The 20829-nt window shown below is 32.9% G+C and carries 27 protein-coding genes and 2 pseudogenes; 1 reads left to right on the top strand and 28 read right to left on the bottom strand.

Annotation, left to right across the window (positions count from 1 at the left end):
* Nucleotides 1–30 precede the first annotated feature (30 nt).
* The gene (locus BLS32_RS09705) at nt 31–249 is read left to right on the top strand and encodes a hypothetical protein (RefSeq protein ID WP_139171735.1); all 219 of its coding nucleotides are present in this window, start codon (nt 31–33) and stop codon (nt 247–249) included.
* Between the two features lie 114 nt (nt 250–363).
* On the opposite strand, the gene BLS32_RS18860 is transcribed toward BLS32_RS09705, so the two are convergent.
* The 28 genes and pseudogenes from BLS32_RS18860 to BLS32_RS09555 all read right to left on the bottom strand — a co-directional run.
* The gene (locus tag BLS32_RS18860; RefSeq protein ID WP_091394853.1) at nt 364–597 is read right to left on the bottom strand and encodes a methyltransferase family protein; all 234 of its coding nucleotides are present in this window, start codon (nt 595–597) and stop codon (nt 364–366) included.
* On the bottom strand, nt 572–889 hold the full coding sequence (locus tag BLS32_RS09695) for a hypothetical protein (protein ID WP_091394850.1): 318 nt from the start codon (nt 887–889) through the stop codon (nt 572–574). Before BLS32_RS09695 ends, BLS32_RS18860 begins: the two co-directional genes overlap by 26 nt.
* 38 nt (nt 890–927) lie before the next feature.
* Entirely contained in the window at nt 928–2043 is a 1116-nt protein-coding gene (locus BLS32_RS09690; protein WP_091394847.1) for an acyltransferase family protein, read from the bottom strand.
* Nucleotides 2044–2096: 53 nt separating this feature from the next.
* Entirely contained in the window at nt 2097–2456 is a 360-nt protein-coding gene (locus BLS32_RS09685; protein ID WP_091394844.1) for a heavy-metal-associated domain-containing protein, read from the bottom strand.
* 264 nt (nt 2457–2720) lie between these two features.
* Nucleotides 2721–3743 (bottom strand): annotated as a pseudogene (locus BLS32_RS09680) (IS30 family transposase).
* Nucleotides 3744–3956: 213 nt separating this feature from the next.
* Nucleotides 3957–4154, bottom strand: a pseudogene (locus BLS32_RS18685) (type II toxin-antitoxin system RelE/ParE family toxin); the annotation flags it as partial.
* An 88-nt stretch (nt 4155–4242) separates the two neighbouring features.
* A complete protein-coding gene (locus BLS32_RS09665) occupies nt 4243–4485 on the bottom strand; it encodes a type II toxin-antitoxin system ParD family antitoxin (RefSeq protein ID WP_091394836.1) in 243 nt (80 codons plus the stop codon).
* Between the two features lie 217 nt (nt 4486–4702).
* Nucleotides 4703–5008, bottom strand: coding sequence for a type II toxin-antitoxin system RelE/ParE family toxin (locus tag BLS32_RS09660; protein ID WP_091394833.1), 306 nt, complete (start codon nt 5006–5008; stop codon nt 4703–4705).
* Nucleotides 4992–5231 carry a hypothetical protein gene (locus BLS32_RS09655; protein WP_245699390.1) on the bottom strand — a complete coding sequence of 80 codons (240 nt, stop codon included), beginning with the start codon at nt 5229–5231 and terminating at the stop codon, nt 4992–4994. Before BLS32_RS09655 ends, BLS32_RS09660 begins: the two co-directional genes overlap by 17 nt.
* Before the next feature lie 216 nt (nt 5232–5447).
* A complete protein-coding gene (locus BLS32_RS09650) occupies nt 5448–6014 on the bottom strand; it encodes a hypothetical protein (protein ID WP_139171732.1) in 567 nt (188 codons plus the stop codon).
* 66 nt (nt 6015–6080) lie between these two features.
* Nucleotides 6081–6287: a hypothetical protein gene (locus BLS32_RS18290; RefSeq protein ID WP_139171731.1), complete on the bottom strand. Its 207-nt coding sequence runs from the start codon at nt 6285–6287 to the stop codon at nt 6081–6083.
* A complete protein-coding gene (locus tag BLS32_RS09640) occupies nt 6284–6613 on the bottom strand; it encodes a hypothetical protein (RefSeq protein ID WP_091394826.1) in 330 nt (109 codons plus the stop codon). The genes BLS32_RS18290 and BLS32_RS09640 overlap by 4 nt, the downstream gene beginning before the upstream one ends.
* A 162-nt stretch (nt 6614–6775) precedes the next feature.
* On the bottom strand, nt 6776–7456 hold the full coding sequence (locus tag BLS32_RS09635; RefSeq protein WP_091394824.1) for a hypothetical protein: 681 nt from the start codon (nt 7454–7456) through the stop codon (nt 6776–6778).
* 166 nt (nt 7457–7622) lie between these two features.
* Entirely contained in the window at nt 7623–8204 is a 582-nt protein-coding gene (locus BLS32_RS09630; protein ID WP_091394819.1) for a hypothetical protein, read from the bottom strand.
* Between the two features lie 147 nt (nt 8205–8351).
* Nucleotides 8352–9314, bottom strand: a complete 963-nt coding sequence (locus BLS32_RS09625; protein ID WP_139171730.1) for a hypothetical protein — start codon at nt 9312–9314, stop codon at nt 8352–8354.
* Nucleotides 9315–9476: 162 nt separating this feature from the next.
* Nucleotides 9477–10232: a hypothetical protein gene (locus BLS32_RS09620; protein WP_091394813.1), complete on the bottom strand. Its 756-nt coding sequence runs from the start codon at nt 10230–10232 to the stop codon at nt 9477–9479.
* A 164-nt stretch (nt 10233–10396) separates the two neighbouring features.
* Nucleotides 10397–10900 carry a hypothetical protein gene (locus tag BLS32_RS09615; RefSeq protein ID WP_139171729.1) on the bottom strand — a complete coding sequence of 168 codons (504 nt, stop codon included), beginning with the start codon at nt 10898–10900 and terminating at the stop codon, nt 10397–10399.
* Between the two features lie 171 nt (nt 10901–11071).
* The gene (locus BLS32_RS09610) at nt 11072–12265 is read right to left on the bottom strand and encodes an HNH endonuclease (RefSeq protein WP_091394806.1); all 1194 of its coding nucleotides are present in this window, start codon (nt 12263–12265) and stop codon (nt 11072–11074) included.
* A gap of 161 nt (nt 12266–12426) precedes the next feature.
* Nucleotides 12427–13050: a hypothetical protein gene (locus BLS32_RS09605; RefSeq protein WP_091394803.1), complete on the bottom strand. Its 624-nt coding sequence runs from the start codon at nt 13048–13050 to the stop codon at nt 12427–12429.
* 159 nt (nt 13051–13209) lie between these two features.
* Nucleotides 13210–13833: a hypothetical protein gene (locus BLS32_RS09600; RefSeq protein ID WP_091394801.1), complete on the bottom strand. Its 624-nt coding sequence runs from the start codon at nt 13831–13833 to the stop codon at nt 13210–13212.
* A 178-nt stretch (nt 13834–14011) separates the two neighbouring features.
* Complete coding sequence (locus tag BLS32_RS09595; protein WP_091394798.1) at nt 14012–14914, bottom strand: RasGAP domain-containing protein; 903 nt, start codon at nt 14912–14914, stop codon at nt 14012–14014.
* A 779-nt stretch (nt 14915–15693) separates the two neighbouring features.
* On the bottom strand, nt 15694–16104 hold the full coding sequence (locus BLS32_RS09585; RefSeq protein WP_091394792.1) for a type II toxin-antitoxin system VapC family toxin: 411 nt from the start codon (nt 16102–16104) through the stop codon (nt 15694–15696).
* A complete protein-coding gene (locus tag BLS32_RS09580) occupies nt 16085–16354 on the bottom strand; it encodes a DUF6364 family protein (RefSeq protein ID WP_091394789.1) in 270 nt (89 codons plus the stop codon). The genes BLS32_RS09585 and BLS32_RS09580 overlap by 20 nt, the downstream gene beginning before the upstream one ends.
* A 213-nt stretch (nt 16355–16567) precedes the next feature.
* Nucleotides 16568–17533 carry a Fic family protein gene (locus tag BLS32_RS09575; RefSeq protein WP_091394786.1) on the bottom strand — a complete coding sequence of 322 codons (966 nt, stop codon included), beginning with the start codon at nt 17531–17533 and terminating at the stop codon, nt 16568–16570.
* A 205-nt stretch (nt 17534–17738) separates the two neighbouring features.
* Entirely contained in the window at nt 17739–18659 is a 921-nt protein-coding gene (locus BLS32_RS09570) for a hypothetical protein (protein ID WP_091394783.1), read from the bottom strand.
* A gap of 156 nt (nt 18660–18815) precedes the next feature.
* The gene (locus tag BLS32_RS09565) at nt 18816–19568 is read right to left on the bottom strand and encodes a DUF2971 domain-containing protein (protein WP_091394780.1); all 753 of its coding nucleotides are present in this window, start codon (nt 19566–19568) and stop codon (nt 18816–18818) included.
* 220 nt (nt 19569–19788) lie between these two features.
* Complete coding sequence (locus BLS32_RS09560) at nt 19789–19974, bottom strand: YodC family protein (RefSeq protein WP_091394777.1); 186 nt, start codon at nt 19972–19974, stop codon at nt 19789–19791.
* 246 nt (nt 19975–20220) lie between these two features.
* A partial coding sequence (locus BLS32_RS09555; RefSeq protein ID WP_217639561.1) for a hypothetical protein occupies nt 20221–20829 on the bottom strand: 609 nt, incomplete at its 5' end.

The following is a 20829-nucleotide window of genomic DNA, read 5'->3' as shown; positions in this document are numbered from 1 at the left end:
AAATGCTTATTAATCCTAAAATAAAATCTTATGAAATCAATATTTTCCACTAGAATGATCGTTTTGCTTTTCGGAATTTTCGTTATGGCATCGTGTAAAAACCCGAATGCGACCCAGGAAACCGATGGCGTGAAACAGGATGGGCCAACTGCTGCCGAAATTGATTCGAGCAGTATTGAAAGGCCTGGAGATACGCTTCCGACAAGTGTTCCTAAAGATTTAGAAGGAAAAAATACTTCGAATAACTAAGCTGTTTCCAATTGGAAATTTTTCGGGAATCATTACATTTTGCGGAATTGTGACTTGGTTGCAGTTCCGCTTTTTTATTAATAAATAAACGGAATAATTCGCTTGGTGGATTTTTTATAATTGGCATATTGTCGCCCGAAATATTCGACCCAGCACTTTTTCTTCGACCTGAATGCGGTATGCAAATGCGGTGAAAATAGCTGTAGTTATGATGGCCAGAGCAATCCAGTTGTTGAGTGAAATACCGAATCCGACAAAAGAAACTAAGGAAGCAAAATAGGATGGATGCCTTAGAAATTTGTAAAATCCATCCGTTTTGAGTTTATGGTTTTCCCCTGATCGTGACATCGGCGGTAAAAAATGCGCCTAAGGATTTTACGATCACTGCCCTGAAAATAACTCCGGCCAAAATTAAAAACAAGCCCAAATAGATGGCGTAAACACTTGTTGAAATTGAGAACGGATAACGTATTGCAATGGTGATGGACAAAGTCATCCCGATGATGATTGTCGCCCAAATCAAAGCGAGGGAATTTTTATCTTTTCCCGACTGGTCTTGCATTTTTGAGCGCATCAAGCGGTTGATCAGGATTTCTGAAGCAAACCAGAAGGTGTAAATTGTAAGTGGGATGAGGCTCATGGATTTGATTTTGAGTTCATGAAATCAAAGTTTCGCATTTATACTTTCGAACCGCTTGCGATATCTGTAAATTTATTTTTGAACTTTAAAAAGTAAGTTTCGTAATATTTATACGATAATCCGGCAATCAATATTGTCAAAAGAACCGTCAACGGATAGATCATCCATAGGCTTGAACCAAAGTGTTTTACAGTTACGATTGCCAGGGTAATAGCAATTGGGTGGTACATGTACAATCCGTATGATATATTTCCCAGATAGTTGAAAACCCGATTTTCAAACGAGATTTTTATCTGATCATTTGCTGCAAAATTTAAGATGATAATGCCAAAAAACAGGGCGTAAAATTCATAGTGGATGTGGGGAATTTCGACTCCGTTAGCAAGCATCACAATTATAAAAATGCAGCTAAAATAGAACAGGTATTTGTTTATGAAAAAATTTAAAAGCCGGTGTTTTTGAAATAAAAGTACGGCAAACAATCCGCCAATTGCCATGCAATCAATGTTAAAGCCCAGCCAAAATGCTTTTAAAAGTGTGCCTCCTATTATCTGATGTGAAAATTCCAGGATTAACGTTTTGATCAGCAGGTAAAAGAAAATGATAAACAACATCAGATAGATTCGGTATTTCCTGATGCGCCTTAGAATGAACGGCCATACGAGATAAAACTGCTCTTCCGGGCCGATTGACCAGGCATGAGAAACATAAGGTACGATACCGGCGAGCGTTGTCACAAGGTTTGGAAAAAAAATTACGTATAAAAATAATTTAAGGAATAAATTGTTATAAACGACTTCTTTGCCAAAGCCGGGAAGCGTAAATAAAGGAATATTTGGTAAAACGAAAAAAGCCAGCGCCACGATCAGGAAATAAAGCGGCCAAATGCGGAGCATCCGTCTGAAGTAAAAATTCCTGACATTTATGGTCTTTAAGCTTTTTTCCTCTGCCAGAAGAAGGTAGGTGATTAAAAATCCGCTCAGTACAAAAAACAATACGACTCCGAGTTTGCCGATAACGCCAACGAATGGACTCGAATTCCATATATTTTGAATATTTAAGAGTGATTTTATTTGCTCAATATGATGTATGATCACTAAAAGCGCCGCAATAAATCGTAAGCCGTTCAGATTTGGAAAGTAGATTTTTTTCAAAGTTCCTTATGCGTTTAATTAAATTTCGGAAAGCATCCTTGTCGCTGTACAGCTTAAATTTTTTTACAACAGTTGTCAAGTTTTTCATAGGAACTGAAATCTGCTTTCATTTCATCAGCATCATAGCCCAATTCGGTAATTCGGGTTTTGATGGTTGTTAGATTTGTTTTTTGAGCATTATAGTAAACAGTGATCGTCATATAATTCTGATCAAGCTCATACATTTTTACACCTTTCAATTTCAGTAGGCCAGACTGGAAATTTTTCCCGCAAGTCTCGCATTCCTTGCAGTGATCACAATAGATATGAGTTTTGATAACAGCTTTCTCGTTTTTCTTTAGCTGTTGGGAAAATGAAAGCTGTGCAGACATAAGCGTGACCAGCAAAAGTGTTATTGTTTTTAAAAATTGCATTAGACTTTGATTTTTTTTACAAATATATATTTTTTGTTTAACCATTCCCCAATATCCCAGTTAAACATGCCGTTAATATGGCGGTTAGGCGTTCGTTGCTTTTTGTTTATTTCAATTTTGTCACCAATTGGTTTAGGCGTTTGTCAATTATTTCAATTTCATTTTTTTTAGCATAGTACTTATGAGCTTTAAGAGATAGATCTGAAAGTTCTTTATGCATGGTGGATTCAAGACCTTAATGCAACAAAGGCCAAAATTAAGTTACTAATTTAGTTTAAAAGATTGATATTTTAAGTTTGCCATTTCCAATTCCATCATTTCATTTGGCGTTTTGTATTTCAGGACTTTTCTTGGCCTGTTGTTTAAGCTGTCTTGAGCTTGTTTAAGCTGTTCTGCGGTAACTTTTGAAAAGTCTGTTCTTTTTGGAAAGAATCGTCTAATAAGACCATTCGTATTTTCATTGGTTCCACGTTCCCAAGATGAATAGGGATGTGCAAAATAGATATCCATTCCTGTTTTGTCGGTTAGCCATTTATGGTTTGCCATCTCCAGCCCATTGTCATGAGTCATGGATCGCCGAAACTCTGGTTCTAGTGCTTTCATTGTATATGCTATTGCGTTAGTTACGATATGTGAATGCCTGCTTATTACCGGTATTATGTATACAAATCTTTTTTTTCGTTCGACGACTGTTGCTATTGCGCTTTTCTGTCCTAAACCTATAATAAGGTCACTTTCCCAATGTCCGATTTCTTTTCTAAGTTCTACGTGTTCAGGTCTAAGTTCAATGCTTAAGGCATCTTTTATTCTGCTTTTATGTTTACAATCCTTCCTTTTCTGACGTCTTTTTGAATGTGAATAGGGAAGAAGTGAGATTAGATGTTTCCCTAGCTTTGATTGTCGTTTTTTGTAAATGTGTTGATAGATAGCTTCATGTGAAATGGACATAATTTTATCATTTGGAAAGAGTTCATTGAGTCTTCCTGCAATTTGTTCGGGAGAAAGTTTATTCTCCAGCTGATAGTAAACAAAGTCTTTTAAGCGTTGATTAGAATTGATCTTGTCTAAGTTTCTTTTGTTTAAATAATTGTCCTAAGCAATGAATTGTGCTAGGTCAGCATTGTATTTATCTGTTGGCTTTACGATCCATTTTTTCACTTCTCTGAACACAGAGGAGCGATGTCTATTAAGAATATCTGCGATGTATGTAATGGATCTATTTTCAGTCAAGAGTGTCTGAATTATTACCCTTTCATCATAGCGAAAACGTGCACGTGATCTTTCCATATTACAACAAATTTAATGATTCTGATTTGTTGCATTAAGTTATTGAATTGTCTGTTTGTTTTCTGAATTTTCGCGTAACGTTTGGCAGCTAACCGCAGTCGCGGATCAAAGCGAGCTGAGTATTCTCTGCTAAGATATAATTTCTTTGTGAAAATGAACTTTCAATTTACTGAAAACTCCGCGATTGCGGTTACAGGCGGTTATGAGCCGTTTCTATTCTAGATGTTGCGAAAAATCCATCATTTTGTGCAGTATTCTTATGATTTCAATCTTGTCATCTCCATATTTAAAAAACACATAGTGAAATAAAGCTCGAAAATAAAAGTAATTGGATTTGACTTTTGACATTTCCTTAGCTTTCTCTGGATTTTCGCTCATCAATTCAATTTCTTGAATTATGGATTCAAAATATTTGTCAGCTTGATTTCAGACCATTTCTCAAAAGTATAAAGCCAAATATCATCCAAGTCACTATAAGCGGATTCCGTTATTTTATATTTCATAAATATTTTTTCCTGATTTCTTGAAGATGTTTTTTTGGATCGTAGTTTTCTACAAATCCACTTTTCTCTCCGATTTCAAGTTCATTTCTGAGCCATTTTATTTTGTTTTCTTCAATCTCTAATAATCTCAAGGCAGACCTGACAACATCACTTGCCGAACTGTAACGACCAGATTCAACTTCATGGCTAATGAATTTATTAAAATGATCTCCAAGTAAAATTGATGTGTTTTTTGACATGGTAAAATAATTTTTTCAAATATACCAAACTCTGGTATATGTTTGTCAATTTATGCGGATTTTAACAGAAATGGCTCATAACGTTAGGCCGCTTCACGAGTTTGCGATGCCAGCGGGCTGAGTTTTCTCTGCCAAGATAAAACTTTCTTCGTGAAAATAGAAGTTCAACCTACCGAAAACCAGCAAATTCTTGAAACGGCGGTTGTGCGAAGGTTTTTTACTTTAATTTTCTTTTCTTTGGACTTTGGCGATTTGAGAAAAAAGAAAGAATTTCAATTTGATCATTATTAATTCTGTAATAAAGAGTATTGTGAGTCAAAATCACAACTCTACGTATTTCTTTCTTAACATCAGAAGGCTGAAAAAGGTTTGGATTTTGAGAAATATATGCTAAAGTTTCTTCCAGCTTTAAAGCTAGATTTCGTAATTCTCTGTCGGTCCAATTTTCTTCAAGATATTCAATTGTATTTTCTAATTCTTTTAGCGCATTGTCTGTCCAAAGAATTTTATAGCCATTTTTCATATAGCTTTTTTGCGTTTGAATATGAATTTAGCTTTCCAGATTCTGCGTCTTTCAAACCTTGCTCAACAGAATTTTTTTCATTTTCAGAAATAGAATTCCACCAATCTTTATTTTCACGTCTTCTTAAATCCATAATCTTTTCGATAATCGTTGAATCTTCGATTGTCGAAAGCCATTGGATTAATTCCAACTTTTTATTTTGTATGTTCAATTCAATATTCATAACACAAAGATTTATAATTCAAAAGTACAAATATATTCGATATGTCGTTTTATGCGATTCATTAAACTTTCGCACAACGTTAGGCCTGTAACCGCAGTTGCTGATGTAAGTGGGATGAGATTTCTCCGCCAAGATAAAACTTTCTTCGTGAAATTGAACGTTCTGTAAACCGAAAATCAGCAATTGCGGTTAAAGGCGGTTAGTGGCCGTTTGATTTCAGAGATGGTTAAAATTTTCAATTATTTTGTTGAGTTTTTCACTGCCGCAAAGATCTAACGAAATAAAATCATAGTCGATAGTTGCATATTTAAATTCTCGTCCTTTTTTTACCATTATGAAATATCCATGTATTACGTCTGGACATTTTTTCTTGTAACAACATTTTAAAATATCGTCTATTAAAGTTGTGGTAAGATAGTCTTGAATAGCTTTTATCTCATCTTTATTCTTAGAAATGTCCACTCTTTCAAAATTGTTATGTAACGGTAATTTGAATTTCGTCTTCTTGCCAACAAATACTTCTTTCGCAATCAAGTTATTTTGATCTAAATAATTGAAATAGCTAATAGTTATTGCATCGTCTCGTAGACTAAGATTTTCAGGAAGTTTTTGTGAGAAAGCTGAAATGGATATGAAAATGAATAATGTTATAATTTTAAAAGGCATAGTGTTTTTTATGATGTTGTTTCTACGGCGGTTACAAATGGCCACTAACGTTTCGCGGCTTAAGCGAGGTCGCGATTCAAGCGAACTGAGTTTTCTCTGCCAAGATAAAACTTTCATCGTGAAAACAAAATTTCCGGTTACCGAAAACCAGCAATCTCGCTTAGCCGCTGTTATAACACGTTCTTATGTTCCGCCAAAAGTTTCACTCAAACTAATTTCAACTTTTTCTATTCCTTTTTGTTTGTCAATACTTTTTCCAAATAACCTTTCAATCAAACTTCTTTTTGTAAAATAATATGAATAGTGAAAATTAGGCTGACTTTCTGATAAATAAACTTCTGATTTTACAATCTTGTTATGTTTAAGGAATTGAATTTCTCTACCTTTCAAACCATTTTAAGCATTGATAAAATTCCAGTTCTATTAATTTCAGTAAATTCCAATCCCGGATTTCCATAACTTTCCTTTTCGTCAAAATCATATTTATAAAATTCACAATATTTATTGTATCCTGGAACGTTTGGATTAAAGATATTAAAGTAAATTAATAGGTTTTCTGCGATGTAATAACCAACTTCAATTTCTGTTTGCGGATTTTTATTTAAACTGAACTTTTCAACGTATGTTTTTCCAAGAATTTCAGATGAAATTTTCTCGAACTGTTTACTTTCTAATAAAACAGAATTTATAAAATCATTCCAATCGTTGTCGGTCATTTGAGGTTTGTTTCTGAATGCGTTATAACGTTTCGCGGCTTAAGCGAGGTTGCGATTCAAGCGGACTGAGTTTTCTCTGCCAAGATAAAACTTTCTCCGTGAAAACAAAATTTCCGGTTACCGAAAACCAGCAATCTCACTTAGCCGCTGTTAGGCAACGTATCATTTGGCTTTATTTCTCTTTTTGGCCTTTTTAGTAAGCCACGCTACATATTTTTTATTTTTTTCTGTATATTCCCTCATTCCAGATGATTCCAAAAAAATCATTTTTTCGGCTGTTTTGTTTCCAGCTCTTTTCGAATAATTATCATATCCAGATTTATCTTTAATGGAATCATTAAAATCAAATTGATTTGGATCAATTTCGCCTTTAATTGCATTTGAATAATAATTTTTTGAATTTAGTAAAAGTTTAAAGCGAATTTCGGTTTTGAAAATTCCCTTATACGCTTTCGACTCAGTCTTTATTATTTCATTCGATTTTAGCGTCTGTGACAAATAACTGTTACCACACCACGAATTTTTCCAATACTCAATTGGTTTCCAATCGCCTTCCTTATTTTTTGCTTCTTGAATTATATATAAATGCCAATCCTGTTTTGAAAGTGAAATCGAATCCTTTAAATTATTTGATACAAATATTGAGAAAATCGAATCGCTTGTACTCTCTGCAAAAACACTGAAATCTTTTTGAGTATTTAAATTGAGAATTATGAATTGAGTTTGAATTTTTGAATCCGATACATATTTTTCATCGATTATATTCTCATTCCGCTGCATTTCGACGGTTTGGCAAATTGCAGTTAATGAAAAGAATAAAAAATACAAACTTAAGGTTTTCATTTTATGACGATTTTTTCAGATATGTTGCCTAACGTTTCGCGGCTTAAGCGAGGTTGCGATCAAGCGGACAGAGTTTTCTCTGCCAAGATAAAACTTTCTTCGTGAAAACAAAATTTCCGGTTACCGAAAACCAGCAATCTCGCTTAGCCGCTGTTAGGCGAAGATTTTATTTTGGCGGTGGATTTAAAAATACGAAAGAACTTTTTTTCGAAATTGTATCTAAATTGTTTGATTCCAAATCAATCTTGACTTCATTAATAAAAATTGTATCTCTTAATTTAGGATTGGTATTTATTTCGTTCGACTTTTCTGTTTTTATTGTGATATTTTTAAAGTCAGGACTAAAATTACTGGAAATTTCATAAATTATAACGTCGCTATCTGAAGTCATAATTTTATATCTTTGTATGGATTTACATTTCTCAAGGATGTGCAAATAATACGATCTAACAAGATATTCTCCTTCCTTAGTTTCGATATAAGTTATAACGCCACATCGTTTTTTCGAAATCTTAATTTTGCTGACTACAAATCCTAGATTATTTTCTTCTGATTCCCCAAAAAGTTCCAGATTGAGTTTTTCGTTCATTTTGATAATCCCAGAAGAGTCAAACCCATCTTTTATATCAACATGGTAAGTTAGTTTTTCAGTAAGTTTCAGTTTTTCGATTATATCGCAAAGTGTATCGTCCTCGTTTCCAAAGGTGAATAAAAGGAAGAATAATGTCGTAATTGCGATCGTTTTCATAAATTTTCGCCTAACGTTTTGCCGCTTCACGAATTTGCGATTCCAGCGAGCTGAGTTCTGTCTGCCAAGATAAAACTTTCTTCGTGAAGATGAACATTCAATTACCAAAAAACCAGCAAGTTCTTGAAGCGGCTGTTGGCTGCAGTTTCATTTGATTACATGGAATTTAATTTCGTTTTCTTTTATAATCATTATTGCATAGCTTTTACTTTTAATTAAATAGCAACTCAAAATTTGTTTGTTTTGAATCTGTTGTTGAAAATTCGCGTAAAATCTAAATCCAAAATCATACAAGGGTTTCAGTTTTCCATTTACAATTTCGCCAATGTAAGTAGATTTTTTATCGCAATAAATAGTTAATAGTTTGTTATTTGAAACGAACGATGTAAAAATGCGGGTTTCATAATTGGTTTCCAATAATATTTTATATCCATTTGAGAATTTACTTCCTTGTCGTCTCTCGAAATCTAATTTTGAAGGATCTAATTCTGATGGATTTGATATTTCTAAAATATTGCCAAAATCCTCAGCATTAGTTATAAAGTATGTTTCTCCAATTTTATTGACAACAGTTGGACAACTTGAATAAGTTTCATAAACTTTACTTGATTTTCTGGTTTCGAAATAGATTGTGCCACCAAATTCGCCGTTGCAATCCTTGTAAATATTATATATCGAATCTTGGTAAATTCTAAAATTCTTCTTCTTAACTTTCAATAAGTCAGCAACATATTCACCAAGCACAAAATTATTTTCTTCAAATTGTGATTCCTTAACGTATAAGCTATCGTTTTCAATATTAATTTGATAATGTGGCATATCTTGAATCTCGCTTGGAACAAAAACATCTTCAATAAATTTCCCTTTCTGATTAAAGGCCATCATTTTTATAAATGACTGAGAAGTATTTTTCCTTTGAGATTCAAATATTGTATAGAAATTATTTCTAAATAACGCTACTTCTCGTAAATCTCCTTTTGGAGAAATCTTGAATGTATCTATTTTAACATGGAACTCTTTTTTGAGATTTTCAGATGATATATTGATTGACCTTTTCTTCTCACAAGAAAGGAAAGCTAATACTAACAAAAGAAGAAAGTGTTGTTTCATGTTTGAGGTTTTCTGAAATTGCAGCCAACGTTCTGCCGCTTCACGAATTTGCGATTCAAGCGGACAGAGTTCTCTCTGCCAAGATAAGATTTTCTTCGTGAAAACTGAACTTTCAACTTACCAAAAACCAGCAAATTCTTGAAACGGCGGTTAGGTGCAGTTTTATTGATAACTCACTTGATCTAGATTGAATTTTATAGAGAGTTTTGCATCCAAATTATTAATAATATTATACAGAACATCATTAATTTTTGAAACGTAATCAAATTTAAAAGATAAGAACAATCCTTCAATAAAATCTTCATTTGGAAATTCAGTAATAAACTCTTTGGATATTTTGCCACGATTATGAACTGCCAAATTTCGTTGTTTAATTAGCAAATTTATTTCGGCTGTCCTTATTTCATCTTCAAACATTTTGATTCCAAGGCGGTCATAGAAATATTTTTGTATATCAGTAAATCCACTATAGAAAAGCTCTGTAATTTTTTTCTCGGATATGGATTTTAATAAATTTTCCATTGTATCATGTTCTAATATAAAATCAAGTCGTTCTTGATCTTTTGACTTTAGTATTTGAGGCTTTTTGATAACAATTTCTGCAAGAACATCTTTAAAATAAGTTATAAAATTATCGATTGCTCGAATATACATCATTCGACTTAAGTGACTTTCATAATAATTCATTGTCAAAAAACGCTCTGGATCAATTTTTAAAAAATCTGTTTCCTCACTGGAATTATCATATAGCTTAATCAATCTTTCTTTTGCTTCAGAGATATTTTCAGATATAAAACTATTTCCAATGCGCATATAAGAAAGTAACATTTCAAATTGATCAATTTCTACAGTGAAATTTATAAATGCACGAGTTGATTTATTGAGATCAATTTCTAATTTAGCCTTATTTTGTTCCATTACTTATTATGATTTGTTCGTTTCGTGAAAAATTGCACCTAACGTTTGGCCGGTAACCGACAGTTGCTGATGAAAGCGGACCGAGATTTCTCCGCCAAGATAATGTTTCTTCGTGAAGAAAAATGTTCTGTAACCTTAAAATCAGCAATTGCGGTTACCGGTGGTTAGGCGATGCCATTCAATATTTTTTGCCGGTAATATGAAACAAATCTAAATTTTTCTTCTCCAGAATTTTTTATTTCATTCATTTTGAGATAATCAGCGATCGCTTTATAATCATTCAAATTAAAATCACTAAAAAGCACTTTCATTTTGCTCTTTAAAGTTATTAATATTCCATCATATTGACTTGATTTTGTGTAAATCGAAGTTTGCGCAAAAGAGTCAATATCTGAATTTTTTATAAAAGACTTTCTAAATAAGTATTTTACTTCTAATGAACTTGTTTCCTGGTCAATTATCACACCAATTGGTAAGTAATATAATTGAACAAAAATAAAAAAATTCATCAGTACAATAAAAATGGCAAAACATAATAAAGCAAAAAAGTTGTCTTTTGTTCTTGGAAATACGAAACAATATAAGCATAAAATTAAAAGACAAACTAAAACAATTTGTATAATTAGTTTTCCAAAGAATTGATATCTATTAAAATTTATTTGTTTCATTTGTTGTTATAGGTTCTTACGGACGGTTTCGCCTAACGTTTTGCCGCTTCACGAATTTGCGATTCAAGCGAGCTGAGTTCCGTCTGCCGAATATAAACATTCTTCGTGAAAACAAAACATTCGATTACCAAAAAACCAGCAAGTTCTTGAAGCGGCGGTTAGGTGCAGTATTTATTCTTTTGTTTGTTTAATTGTCACTCCACTTTCCGTTCTTAGTAAATGAGCATGAGTCCAACCAGTCCATTTTACTTTCGGTTTTGCATTGGGAGCAACGAAAACAGTTTGAAAATGACATTCTGGACTTTGTAGAAAGTCAATATATTTTTGAATGTTTGAATCATCGAACCAAAGCAGAGGCAACCAATCGATTAACATTAATACCGATTTAAATTTTGACATTTCAGATGCGAGACTAAAAACAATATCCAGCACAACAGATGCCTGCTCGGTTGATGAGCAACTTCCAAAGGATTGTACCCAACCATTTCCAATATCAACATATATTCGATCAACGACATATGGTTTTTTTCGAACATGACGTATTTCAATGTGTTTCGTTCGCAATGCAAAATTTAATCCGATTGTCGAAATTATTTGGATTAAATAGTCTCGAGAAATATCTAAACAGTGTGCAATGGTTTCAATATCGTCTCTTAAAGGCTTAAGTTTACCATATAAATATATTACATTAAAATCGTACGGTACAAATGGAAATTTGGATTTTCCAATTTGATATGTCATTTTTCCGTGCTCAATTTCGACATCAATTTTCGATAGAACTGGATTGTCAAGGGTAGATTCAACGTTAAATTTTATGCTATTTTGTTTCCAAGAAGATATGATTTTTTGACTGAATATAGATTTTAATAGATTCACTAATACAGTTTTTCCAACACCGTTTTCACCATAAACAAATGTGACTTTCCCAAGGTCCAACGTCAACGTATTTTTAAATATTGACGATTGTATCACTTTAATACTACTCACCCAATTAATTGGATAGTTATATTCGCCCAATTCCGCTGAAATTGAGAATTCATGTTTGCTTTTCATCCTCGAAAGCATGTCGGAAGTATATTTCGAATTTTTTGATTTTCGATCAACAATTTTATGGTGTGGTCGACAAAGAAGCATTCCATTTTCAGACCGTTTGAGATCTTCGATTGACAATCCTCCATCTGACCTAGGGCCATTTTTTGCTGCGGAATAAATGTGAGCGACTTCACCGATGCTAATGTAATCTAGACTTGTTTGTCCAGGTCCAATTAAGGTTTTTCCACAACCAGGGAAGTTACATTTATAGCCAGATCTTTGGGCAATGATTATTTTAATCTTTTCGTCGAATTCTGTATCTTTTCTACTCATGAGTTGTCATAATATTGCACCTAACGTTTGGCCGCTAGCCGCCGTTGCGGATCAAAGCGGACTGAGTTCTCTCTGCCGAAGATAATGTTTCTTCGTGAAATAGAGATTTCCGGTGACGAAAATCTCCGCAATGGAGGCTAGCGGCGGTTATAAGCAGGCACTTAGAATTCTGATGTTAATGTAAATTTCACTTCTCCATTTAAATCGACATTTTCATATTTTCCATCCGAATTTAGTTGAACAATCTCAAATGACATTCCCGTCCAAGCTACTTGATGTTGTCGTGTAGCATGAACTTTAATTTCATTTGAAAATTCTCCCGTATTATTAAATATTTGTGGATTCCAATTTGTTCTAATATCTAGTTTTTGAGCAACAAATACTGCACTTTCCATAGCGCATTCCATAAAATCAATTTTACCATAATTATTATGATCAATAGAAATGCGATTCCTCAAAAAACGAACTTCAGCTTCTGAATTTCGTTCAAACATTGACGCTACTGAAAGTTTGCATTCCCTTTCTGGTTTTCGTAATTCACCATGCTTTAGTGAATCAGCTAAATCTGAAATAATTTCATATGGCCGAGATTCTTTCGATAAATCTTCTGGTTTTAATTTTAAAATTGATTCCGGTAAATGTTTGATTGAAACTGTTAGCGAGTTTGCAGTAGTTATAAAATCATTTATTGCTGGATTCATAGAAAATGCTGCTGACAATTGTCTATTTAGCGTTTCCCAAGGTTTAACTATTTCTGAAATGAACTTAATTGCTTCTGCTTTCATATCGTGTTTTGTGCTTGCTTATAACGTGTCGCCGGTAAGCGAATTCGCGGTGCCAGCGGACTGAGTTTTCTCTGCCAAGATAAAACATTCTTCGTGAAAAACAATGTTCATTTTTACTGAAAACCAGCGTAATTAGCTTACCGGCTGTTGTGCGCTGGTTTAATTCTTTAATTCTACACCCAACAAAAGTCTAAATTGATTCTCTAATATCACTTCTAGTTCAAAAATCTTATCAATTAGAACGTCACTTTCATCCTGTAGTTTTATGTATTCTGGCGTTTGATTATTAATTGCATTAATTTGTTCTTGAACGTATTTGTAAGACATCAGAAAATTTTGCGTGTGATAGTTAATCTTACTCATTTCATTGTGTATTTCATTAATTAGATTTGAATCGGAAAAAGAAAAGAAAATTTTATTTTTATGGTAAGCATTATTAAAGTTTAATACTGCATTTGTCCATTGTTGCAATTTAAATTTCAGATTTTCTTCTGGATTATTTGAATCTAATTCCTCATCAAAGAAACTTAAAACTGATGTTTTATAATCATATAAATAGTCATATAGATTTTTTATGATTTGTGCTCTTTGCGCATGAAGTGAAGAGAATTGAATTTGATGTGATATATTTAGTTTTTCTAATTCACTCTTGTGTGATTCTAGTCTTTTTTGTAAATAGTTTTCGAAAATTTGTTTTGAAAAATATTTTATTAACGCAAATGTACTGAAGCTAACTATTGTAGCTAAGCCTAAGAATTCTAAAACCTGATTTATTAATTTCATTATGTTGTCTTATGGATTCGGCCAAAACTAGCGCACAACGTTTTGCTTGTAAGCGAATTCGCGATGCAAGCGAGCTGAGTTTTCTCTGCTAAATATAAACATTCTTCGTGAAACAACAACTTTCCGGCAACTCAAAACAAGTGCAATTAGCTTACAGGCGGTTAGGTGAAGTTATAATTTACGCACCATTGTCTAAATGAGGATACATTTCACGGATTTTTTTCTTCTTTTCTTCTGTATCTGCTTTTTCTAACATTCTTTGAAAGACATTTGTTTTCAAGTAATGTGTTTTGTTACCGATATAAAAATAATCATTTATAAAATCTACAGATAGTTCAAGTATTACTATCATTTCAGATAGACCTTCTGGTTCAAATAAAATGATTGTATCATCCAATGGATTGTCATCATATTTAATATACTGTTCTTTAAAGTTTCCTGGAATTTTACCCAGGTGATCAACAAATTTATAAAGTGGATCTAATACTAATATTTGGAAAAGCGAATCATTATGCTTCTTGCTGACCATTGTTTCAACAGTCTTCTGATAAATTAAAGATAGACTGTGCGTGTGTGAAATTTGCGTGCCAGTTAATGAAAGGTAAGCTTTGCAAAATACTTCAATATAAAATGTTAAGTTATGAAATATTGCAGGTGATAATTTGCTAAGAAGGCCTGAACTATAGGAATCAATATTATAAACTCGCTCATCTTCAATAACTTCAATAGCTCGTTTAAAAAGTAGTGATATTACTTCATACTGATTTAGACAAGAATTGACAGCACGATTTTTAGTCGCTTTATTTTTTGCAATTAACCCATAAGTACTTATCCAAACGTAACCAAATTCACTTTCTGAAATATGGATTTTTCTTAATGAATCGTAATAGAAATATTTTTTTTCGAAGTCTGCATGATTGACTTTTAATAACTCAAGCAGGGCAATAAAAAAATCTCTTTTAGAAAACTTGAATTGATTAGCAAATGGCTTTTGCTCATAAATTCGATTAATTATTTCGTCCAAGTGACTTTGTTCGGATATTAGAATATATTCTTCTCCATTTTCAGTCATGAATTCCATTGTGACAAGATTTCTATGCAGTTTCAAATAATTTCACCTAACGTTTTGCCGCTTCACGAATTTGCGATTCCAGCGAGTTGAGTTCTGTCTGCCAAGATAAAACATTCTTCGTGAAAACAAAGCATTCGATTACCAAAAAACCAGCAAGTTCTTGAAGCGGCGGTTATGCGAATTAATTATCAAACGCTCTACTATTAACAATCAAATTTAATAAGATTACTGGCAAAAATATATTTATTAATAAAATCAACAAGGTAATCAATGCATCAAATATTGTTGAGTTTTTAGGTAACATTCCGTATCCGCTGCATGGATAGAAATTTCGTTTTATAGTTTTTCGAAAAACCCAATCAATTACAAGTATAAGTATAATTTGAAATATTGGCATTAAAAATGAACTATTTTTCGGAGTGTTGTCCATAAGCATTCCAAACGATGCCCAACAAAAACATATTACAAAATTTATTATTAAACGCTTTCGATTATGGAAATTTTCTTCTTTGTAATTAAACCAATAAACGTAACATATATAAATAAAGGAAATAAAAAAGCCGATGTTTTGAAATCTATTCATTTGAGGTTTTTATAGTTCGCAGTTAGTTGTGTTGCGTTAGTTTTCTGAATCTGCAGTTCTAATTCGCATAACGTTTCGCGGCTTAAGCGAGGTTGCGATGCCAGCGGACTGAGTTTTCTCTGCCAAGATAAAACTTTCTTCGTGAAAATAAAATTTCCGGTTACCAAAAACCAGCAATCTCGCTTAGCCGCTGTTAGTGGCTGGCTTATTTTCTTAGATACATTTCCGGAGTTGAAACAGCTAATCCACTTTTCTGAAAATCTCTTACATTCCTAGTAATAATAATTTTTATTTCTCCATGATTAACAGCAGCGAAATTTTGTAGTGCATCTTCAAAATCCTTAAATTTTGAGTTCAATGCTTCTATTACTACTTCATTATTCATCTCTAAAATCCCAATTATATTTAAAAGTTGTTTTAACTTCTCGATTATAATTTCATGTTTAGCAGTTTTCCTTAAAAGATAATAAGTATTACTGATAATTACTGGAGTTGTAAAGCCTTGTATTTGCTGATTTTCACACATCAAAAATATTTCTGTTGCGTGCTCGGCAAAAGGTTGACGATCAAAAAAGAAATCAAGAATAACGTCTGTGTCAATGAGAACTTTTTCCATACAAATATTTTTCTTCTAGACCTTTTCTAAGCTCTTCTTTATAATCGAAATTAGCAGGCATTTTAAATGATCCTTTTAACGATTTTACGATTGGCGAAAGACTTTTCTTCTTTTCTTTTGTTTCTTCTTTAGTCAATGATTTTAAATAATTCTCAATGATGTCAGAAAGGCTACGATTTTTATTTCTCGCATAATCTTTTGCCTTTTGGATGACATCTTGCTCTATTGTTAATGTCAATTTAGTATTCATGATTTCTTTTTATCAAAGGTAAGAATTAATTCTAAATCAGCACGTGTTTGTGTTTTATTTTTTACACGTGTCGCTTAAAGCTTGCCACTAACGTTTGGCCTGTAACCGCAGTCGCGGATCCAAGCGAACTGAGTTTTCTCTGCTAAGATATAATTTCTTCGTGAAAGCTAAACTTCATTTTACCAAAAACTCCGCGATTGAGGTTACAGGCGGTTATGAGCTGTAGCTATTTATAGTATAAAATGTTCTATTATCTTTTCCTTGCATTGTTATCAGTTTCAAATCTGTTGCTTTTTTCAAATCTCTAGACGCCGTTGTCGTTGATATATCTTTAAATACATTCATATAATCTTTTCTAGTAAATTGATTCGATGAAATTTTCAAAAAGTATTCAATTCTGTCGATTTCTCGAAGTGTACGATTATTAAAATTTAAAAGTTCCCCAAGTGATTGATTAATTACTTGCAACATATATTCTATAAATACTGTTGAATTTCCAGATTTGTCACTTAATGATAAAGATTCATAATATTCATTCTGTGTTTTGTTGATTAAAGTTTCAAAAGGCAAGAATTCAAATACCGGATATTTCTCCATTAGAATAATTGTTTGCCATAATCGCCCAATCCTTCCATTCCCATCAAGAAATGGATGTATAAATTCCGTTTCGTAATGAAACACGCAGCTTTTGATAAGAACTATTTCGTCAGATTTTTTAAGATATGTAAATAGATCTTTCATCAAAAAGGGAACATTACCAAAAGGAGGCGCAACATGTGCAACTTCCAAACCTTTCACAATTCCAACACTTTCAGTTCGATATTTTCCTGGCTTAGCAATTAATCCTTTCATCATTATTTGATGCGCTGTTAGAAATGATTTTTCATCAGTCGCTTTAAAGCTTTCTAAGTTTTCATATACTTTAATTGCATTGAGAACTTCTGTAATATCTTTTTCTGGACCAATAACTCTTTTGTTTTCAATTAAAGCAGTAATTTGTTCTTGCGAAAGTGTGTTTCCCTCAATTTGAAGCGATGAATGAATTGTCTTAATTTTGTTTTGCTTGCGTAGAGTGGGAGATTGCTTATTTAAGTAATTGGCATTAACCTCTCCAATCTTCTCAGAAATAGAAGTTATAAGCTTTAAGATCGTTTGCGTAATATCGTACGGCGGTTTCATGATGCTATCATTTGATGCTACCAAAGATATGAATTGTATTTGAATGTGCAACGCTATAGCTCATAACGTTTCGCGGCTTAAGCGAGGTTGCGATTCAAGCGGACTGAGTTTTCTCTGCCAAGATAAAACATTCTTCGTGAAAATAAAATTTCCGGTTACCGAAAACCAGCAATCTCGCTTAGCCGCTGTTGGCAGCAGTTTTAATTTATTCAACCATATGTTTGAAGTCCTGTGCGTATGCTTCTAAGTAACCTTCTGTTATTGGATCTTCCCAAATAATTTTATTTCGTTCTATTTTTCCAAATTTTGTCACATTTACATCACAACGCATGGAAGTTTTATTGTAACCAACAATTTCAACTACGTATAGTCTTTTTAAGATTAGTCGCTGATTAACAAAATTCGGATGAATCGCAAAATTTGCTGTGACCGAATTACTCTGTAAACTTGGATAGATTATTATATCAGGATTTATTGGATTGTTTTTCCCGAACAATGATTTGTGAGCTAACGTTGCTGATAATGTATAATTGTCGGATACAAACATTTCCTGCAAAAACTCCCAATATTTTATTATGCCATTCACTTTAGATTCTTCCAGCTCGCGGCCAAATATTTTTCTAACTTTTTCTTTCTCATCATTTCGCAGATTTTGAAGATAATTTTCTTTGTGTAAGGGAACTTGCAAAAATGATTGGTTTGCAATTTCAGAACCTTCCGAAATTGCCCATTTTGAAATACAATATTTCTTTGAAGTATAATCGTTATTCCGTACTACTTCGAAAACTGCAGTCAATGGATTCATTGAACAATAAAAGACAGGATGTCCAGCAAAATTGCATCTTTGAGTGACTGACAAATGTATTGGAGGCAAGCTATGTTCGTGAAAAAGATTAATGTCGGTAAAACTTTTGAGCTCTCGCGCTCTAAATAGGGGAAGATCGAATCGGTCATTTATCCTCACTGATAGCGGAATATAATCAAATTCATTAAATAGTATTTGTTCTACATCTTTAATGAATTTATTGTGATCAATTGCACTATTGATATCAGGCCAAACGACTTTCTTCAATCGGCTAATTGAAAGTTCAGTTTCTTCTAAATTTTTGTAGTTTACCGGATTCATAATAAAATTGCTGCCAACGTTTCCTGCATTTGCGCATGCGCGTAAAAGCGAACTGAGTTCTCTCTGCCGAAGATAAACTTTCTTCGTGAAAATGCAACGTTCAACTTACCGAAAACCAGCGCGTGAGTAAATGCGGTGTTGTGCGCAGCTCTTAGATCAATTACCCACATAATCAACTGCAATTAATCCAAGCGGTTCTGGATCTAATTGCATTTTATAGACGGGAACATCTTTAGTGAGAACTGAGCCTAGAAAAATTACTATTTTCTCAACCTCAGGATCGCTATTCATTCCAAAATACACACCTTTAATTTTTGATGGATCGTATCTAAAATACCCTTTATTTTTTATGCAAACACGCCATTCCTCTTCATATTGCCAATGTTTAGATTTAATTGCAAAATCTTTTAATAAATAAGCTACCATTGGAGAATTTTTTTTATCGTCACTTTCCTCATCAAGGAATTTAAAAAACCAACTCGTATCAAAAGAGGGAAGTGAGTTTTCGTATGATACTTTTTGAAGATGGTGATCATTTTCATCTAACTCAATTTCTAAAACAAATCCTGTATGAGATTGTCCGTAATGTGACCAAAGTAAAATGTTATCCTTTCTTTCGCTTAACGAAGCAAAAAAATATGATTCACTTAAAATTTCACTTCTAGTTCCATTTATATATTCTGAAATTAATTCATCGCTTAATTCTGCCATTTTGTTCCATTCAGGGTCATCGCTTTTTTTCGCCTGAGTTCTAAATTCTTGAATCTCCTCTACAGAGAAATTTCTTTTTGCTATTGCAAGAGAATCAAAAGGATCATTCATATTTAAATATTGATCACACCACAAACCTGCATTCACAATACTTTTGAATGAATTAATTGTTGGTGGATAATACTTATATAAAATCATGTTTAGTTACGGTTTTTTAGAGTTGCGCACAACGTGTCGCCGGTAAGCGAATTCGCGATGCCAGCGGACTGAGTTTTCTCTGCCAAGATAAAACATTCTTCGTGAAAAACAAACATTCAACTTACCGAAAACCAGCGTAATTAGCTTACCGGCTGTTAGCTGATGGCCAAATTATTAAAGAAATTATGCCACAGGAATCAACTTTAAAAAATTATAGAAATTAATCGATAATTACATCGTCATCTTCATCGTCAATTTCTAACGTGTTAACATAAAAGTCGTATACTTTTGGAATATCATTTAAAAACCACGTTGCTTCAACCATTTCGTTGTAAACTTTACTGATTGTCATTTTTGGACCGCCAGATTTTAGACGTACGACGTCGCCAACTTTAAAATTACTCATAAGTGAAATTATTAATTATTAATATAGTATTACAAATGTATTGAAAATAAGTATGATTAGCTGAAATATGTATTAATCGGTTTTCCGCATCGTCGTATGGCTTTCAGCTAACGCTTGGCCGCTAACCGAAGTTGCTGATGAAAGCGAACCGAGTTCTCTCTGCTAAGATAATGTTTCTTCGTGGAAATGAAAGTTCTGGCTTCCTAAGATCAGCAATTGCGGTTAGCGGCGGTTAACTGCAGTTTTTTAATTTGTTTTTAAATTTTCAAATCCGTAAAGTGTGATATAATCAATTTTATTTGCCCAAATCTCAGTCGATTTTACTTTCGGGAAAGTGCCAGCAATACTCGTATTTTCAAACTTATCAGAATAGTAATATTTAATATCCGCCTTGTAATTTAAAGCCTCTTTGGTATTATTTCTTAAAACTAAAACAGTTTTCCAATCTTTATCATCTTTTCCTTCATTATAATAAGCTCCCATAAACAATTCAATAGTATTTTGTTTGGGATCATCAGAAAATAAATTTTCCTCTTTCTCTAGTGAATAATATTCTTTTATAGGTTCAACACTTAAAACTCGATAGTCATATTTCCCTTTGCTTGTTTCTTTGATTTCAATTAAGATCTTTGAGCCAAGCGGAAAAGTAAACGTTCCATTTTCGGTTGGAAATTTTCTAGGAATATTTAAATCTGTTTGCGAATACGTATTTGAGCAGAGAAGAAATAGCGCAAATAATAAATGAATTTTTTTCATGCCTGGGTTTTCTATTTTTGTTATGAACGATTTTGGTTCGGTAAAATTGCAGTTAACGTTTCTCGCATTTGAGAAGTTGCGGTTCAAGCGGACTGAGTT

This window comes from Flavobacterium noncentrifugens (genome assembly GCF_900100375.1).
Lineage (GTDB): Bacteria > Bacteroidota > Bacteroidia > Flavobacteriales > Flavobacteriaceae > Flavobacterium > Flavobacterium noncentrifugens.
This window is presented reverse-complemented; position numbering and strand designations above follow the sequence as displayed.

Bases quoted from the DNA above. Each gene is read 5' to 3' on its own strand.
- BLS32_RS09705 (WP_139171735.1), top strand. From the start codon at position 31: ATGAAATCAATATTTTCCACTAGAATGATCGTTTTGCTTTTCGGAATT.
- BLS32_RS18860 (WP_091394853.1), bottom strand. From the start codon at position 597: ATGTCACGATCAGGGGAAAACCATAAACTCAAAACGGATGGATTTTAC.
- BLS32_RS09695 (WP_091394850.1), bottom strand. From the start codon at position 889: ATGAGCCTCATCCCACTTACAATTTACACCTTCTGGTTTGCTTCAGAA.
- BLS32_RS09685 (WP_091394844.1), bottom strand. From the start codon at position 2,456: ATGCAATTTTTAAAAACAATAACACTTTTGCTGGTCACGCTTATGTCT.
- BLS32_RS09665 (WP_091394836.1), bottom strand. From the start codon at position 4,485: ATGTCAAAAAACACATCAATTTTACTTGGAGATCATTTTAATAAATTC.
- BLS32_RS09660 (WP_091394833.1), bottom strand. From the start codon at position 5,008: ATGAAAAATGGCTATAAAATTCTTTGGACAGACAATGCGCTAAAAGAA.
- BLS32_RS09655 (WP_245699390.1), bottom strand. From the start codon at position 5,231: ATGAATATTGAATTGAACATACAAAATAAAAAGTTGGAATTAATCCAA.
- BLS32_RS09650 (WP_139171732.1), bottom strand. From the start codon at position 6,014: ATGAAAGTTTTATCTTGGCAGAGAAAACTCAGTTCGCTTGAATCGCGA.
- BLS32_RS09640 (WP_091394826.1), bottom strand. From the start codon at position 6,613: ATGACCGACAACGATTGGAATGATTTTATAAATTCTGTTTTATTAGAA.
- BLS32_RS09635 (WP_091394824.1), bottom strand. From the start codon at position 7,456: ATGAAAACCTTAAGTTTGTATTTTTTATTCTTTTCATTAACTGCAATT.
- BLS32_RS09630 (WP_091394819.1), bottom strand. From the start codon at position 8,204: ATGAAAACGATCGCAATTACGACATTATTCTTCCTTTTATTCACCTTT.
- BLS32_RS09625 (WP_139171730.1), bottom strand. From the start codon at position 9,314: ATGAAACAACACTTTCTTCTTTTGTTAGTATTAGCTTTCCTTTCTTGT.
- BLS32_RS09620 (WP_091394813.1), bottom strand. From the start codon at position 10,232: ATGGAACAAAATAAGGCTAAATTAGAAATTGATCTCAATAAATCAACT.
- BLS32_RS09615 (WP_139171729.1), bottom strand. From the start codon at position 10,900: ATGAAACAAATAAATTTTAATAGATATCAATTCTTTGGAAAACTAATT.
- BLS32_RS09610 (WP_091394806.1), bottom strand. From the start codon at position 12,265: ATGAGTAGAAAAGATACAGAATTCGACGAAAAGATTAAAATAATCATT.
- BLS32_RS09605 (WP_091394803.1), bottom strand. From the start codon at position 13,050: ATGAAAGCAGAAGCAATTAAGTTCATTTCAGAAATAGTTAAACCTTGG.
- BLS32_RS09600 (WP_091394801.1), bottom strand. From the start codon at position 13,833: ATGAAATTAATAAATCAGGTTTTAGAATTCTTAGGCTTAGCTACAATA.
- BLS32_RS09595 (WP_091394798.1), bottom strand. From the start codon at position 14,914: ATGGAATTCATGACTGAAAATGGAGAAGAATATATTCTAATATCCGAA.
- BLS32_RS09585 (WP_091394792.1), bottom strand. From the start codon at position 16,104: ATGGAAAAAGTTCTCATTGACACAGACGTTATTCTTGATTTCTTTTTT.
- BLS32_RS09580 (WP_091394789.1), bottom strand. From the start codon at position 16,354: ATGAATACTAAATTGACATTAACAATAGAGCAAGATGTCATCCAAAAG.
- BLS32_RS09575 (WP_091394786.1), bottom strand. From the start codon at position 17,533: ATGAAACCGCCGTACGATATTACGCAAACGATCTTAAAGCTTATAACT.
- BLS32_RS09570 (WP_091394783.1), bottom strand. From the start codon at position 18,659: ATGAATCCGGTAAACTACAAAAATTTAGAAGAAACTGAACTTTCAATT.
- BLS32_RS09565 (WP_091394780.1), bottom strand. From the start codon at position 19,568: ATGATTTTATATAAGTATTATCCACCAACAATTAATTCATTCAAAAGT.
- BLS32_RS09560 (WP_091394777.1), bottom strand. From the start codon at position 19,974: ATGAGTAATTTTAAAGTTGGCGACGTCGTACGTCTAAAATCTGGCGGT.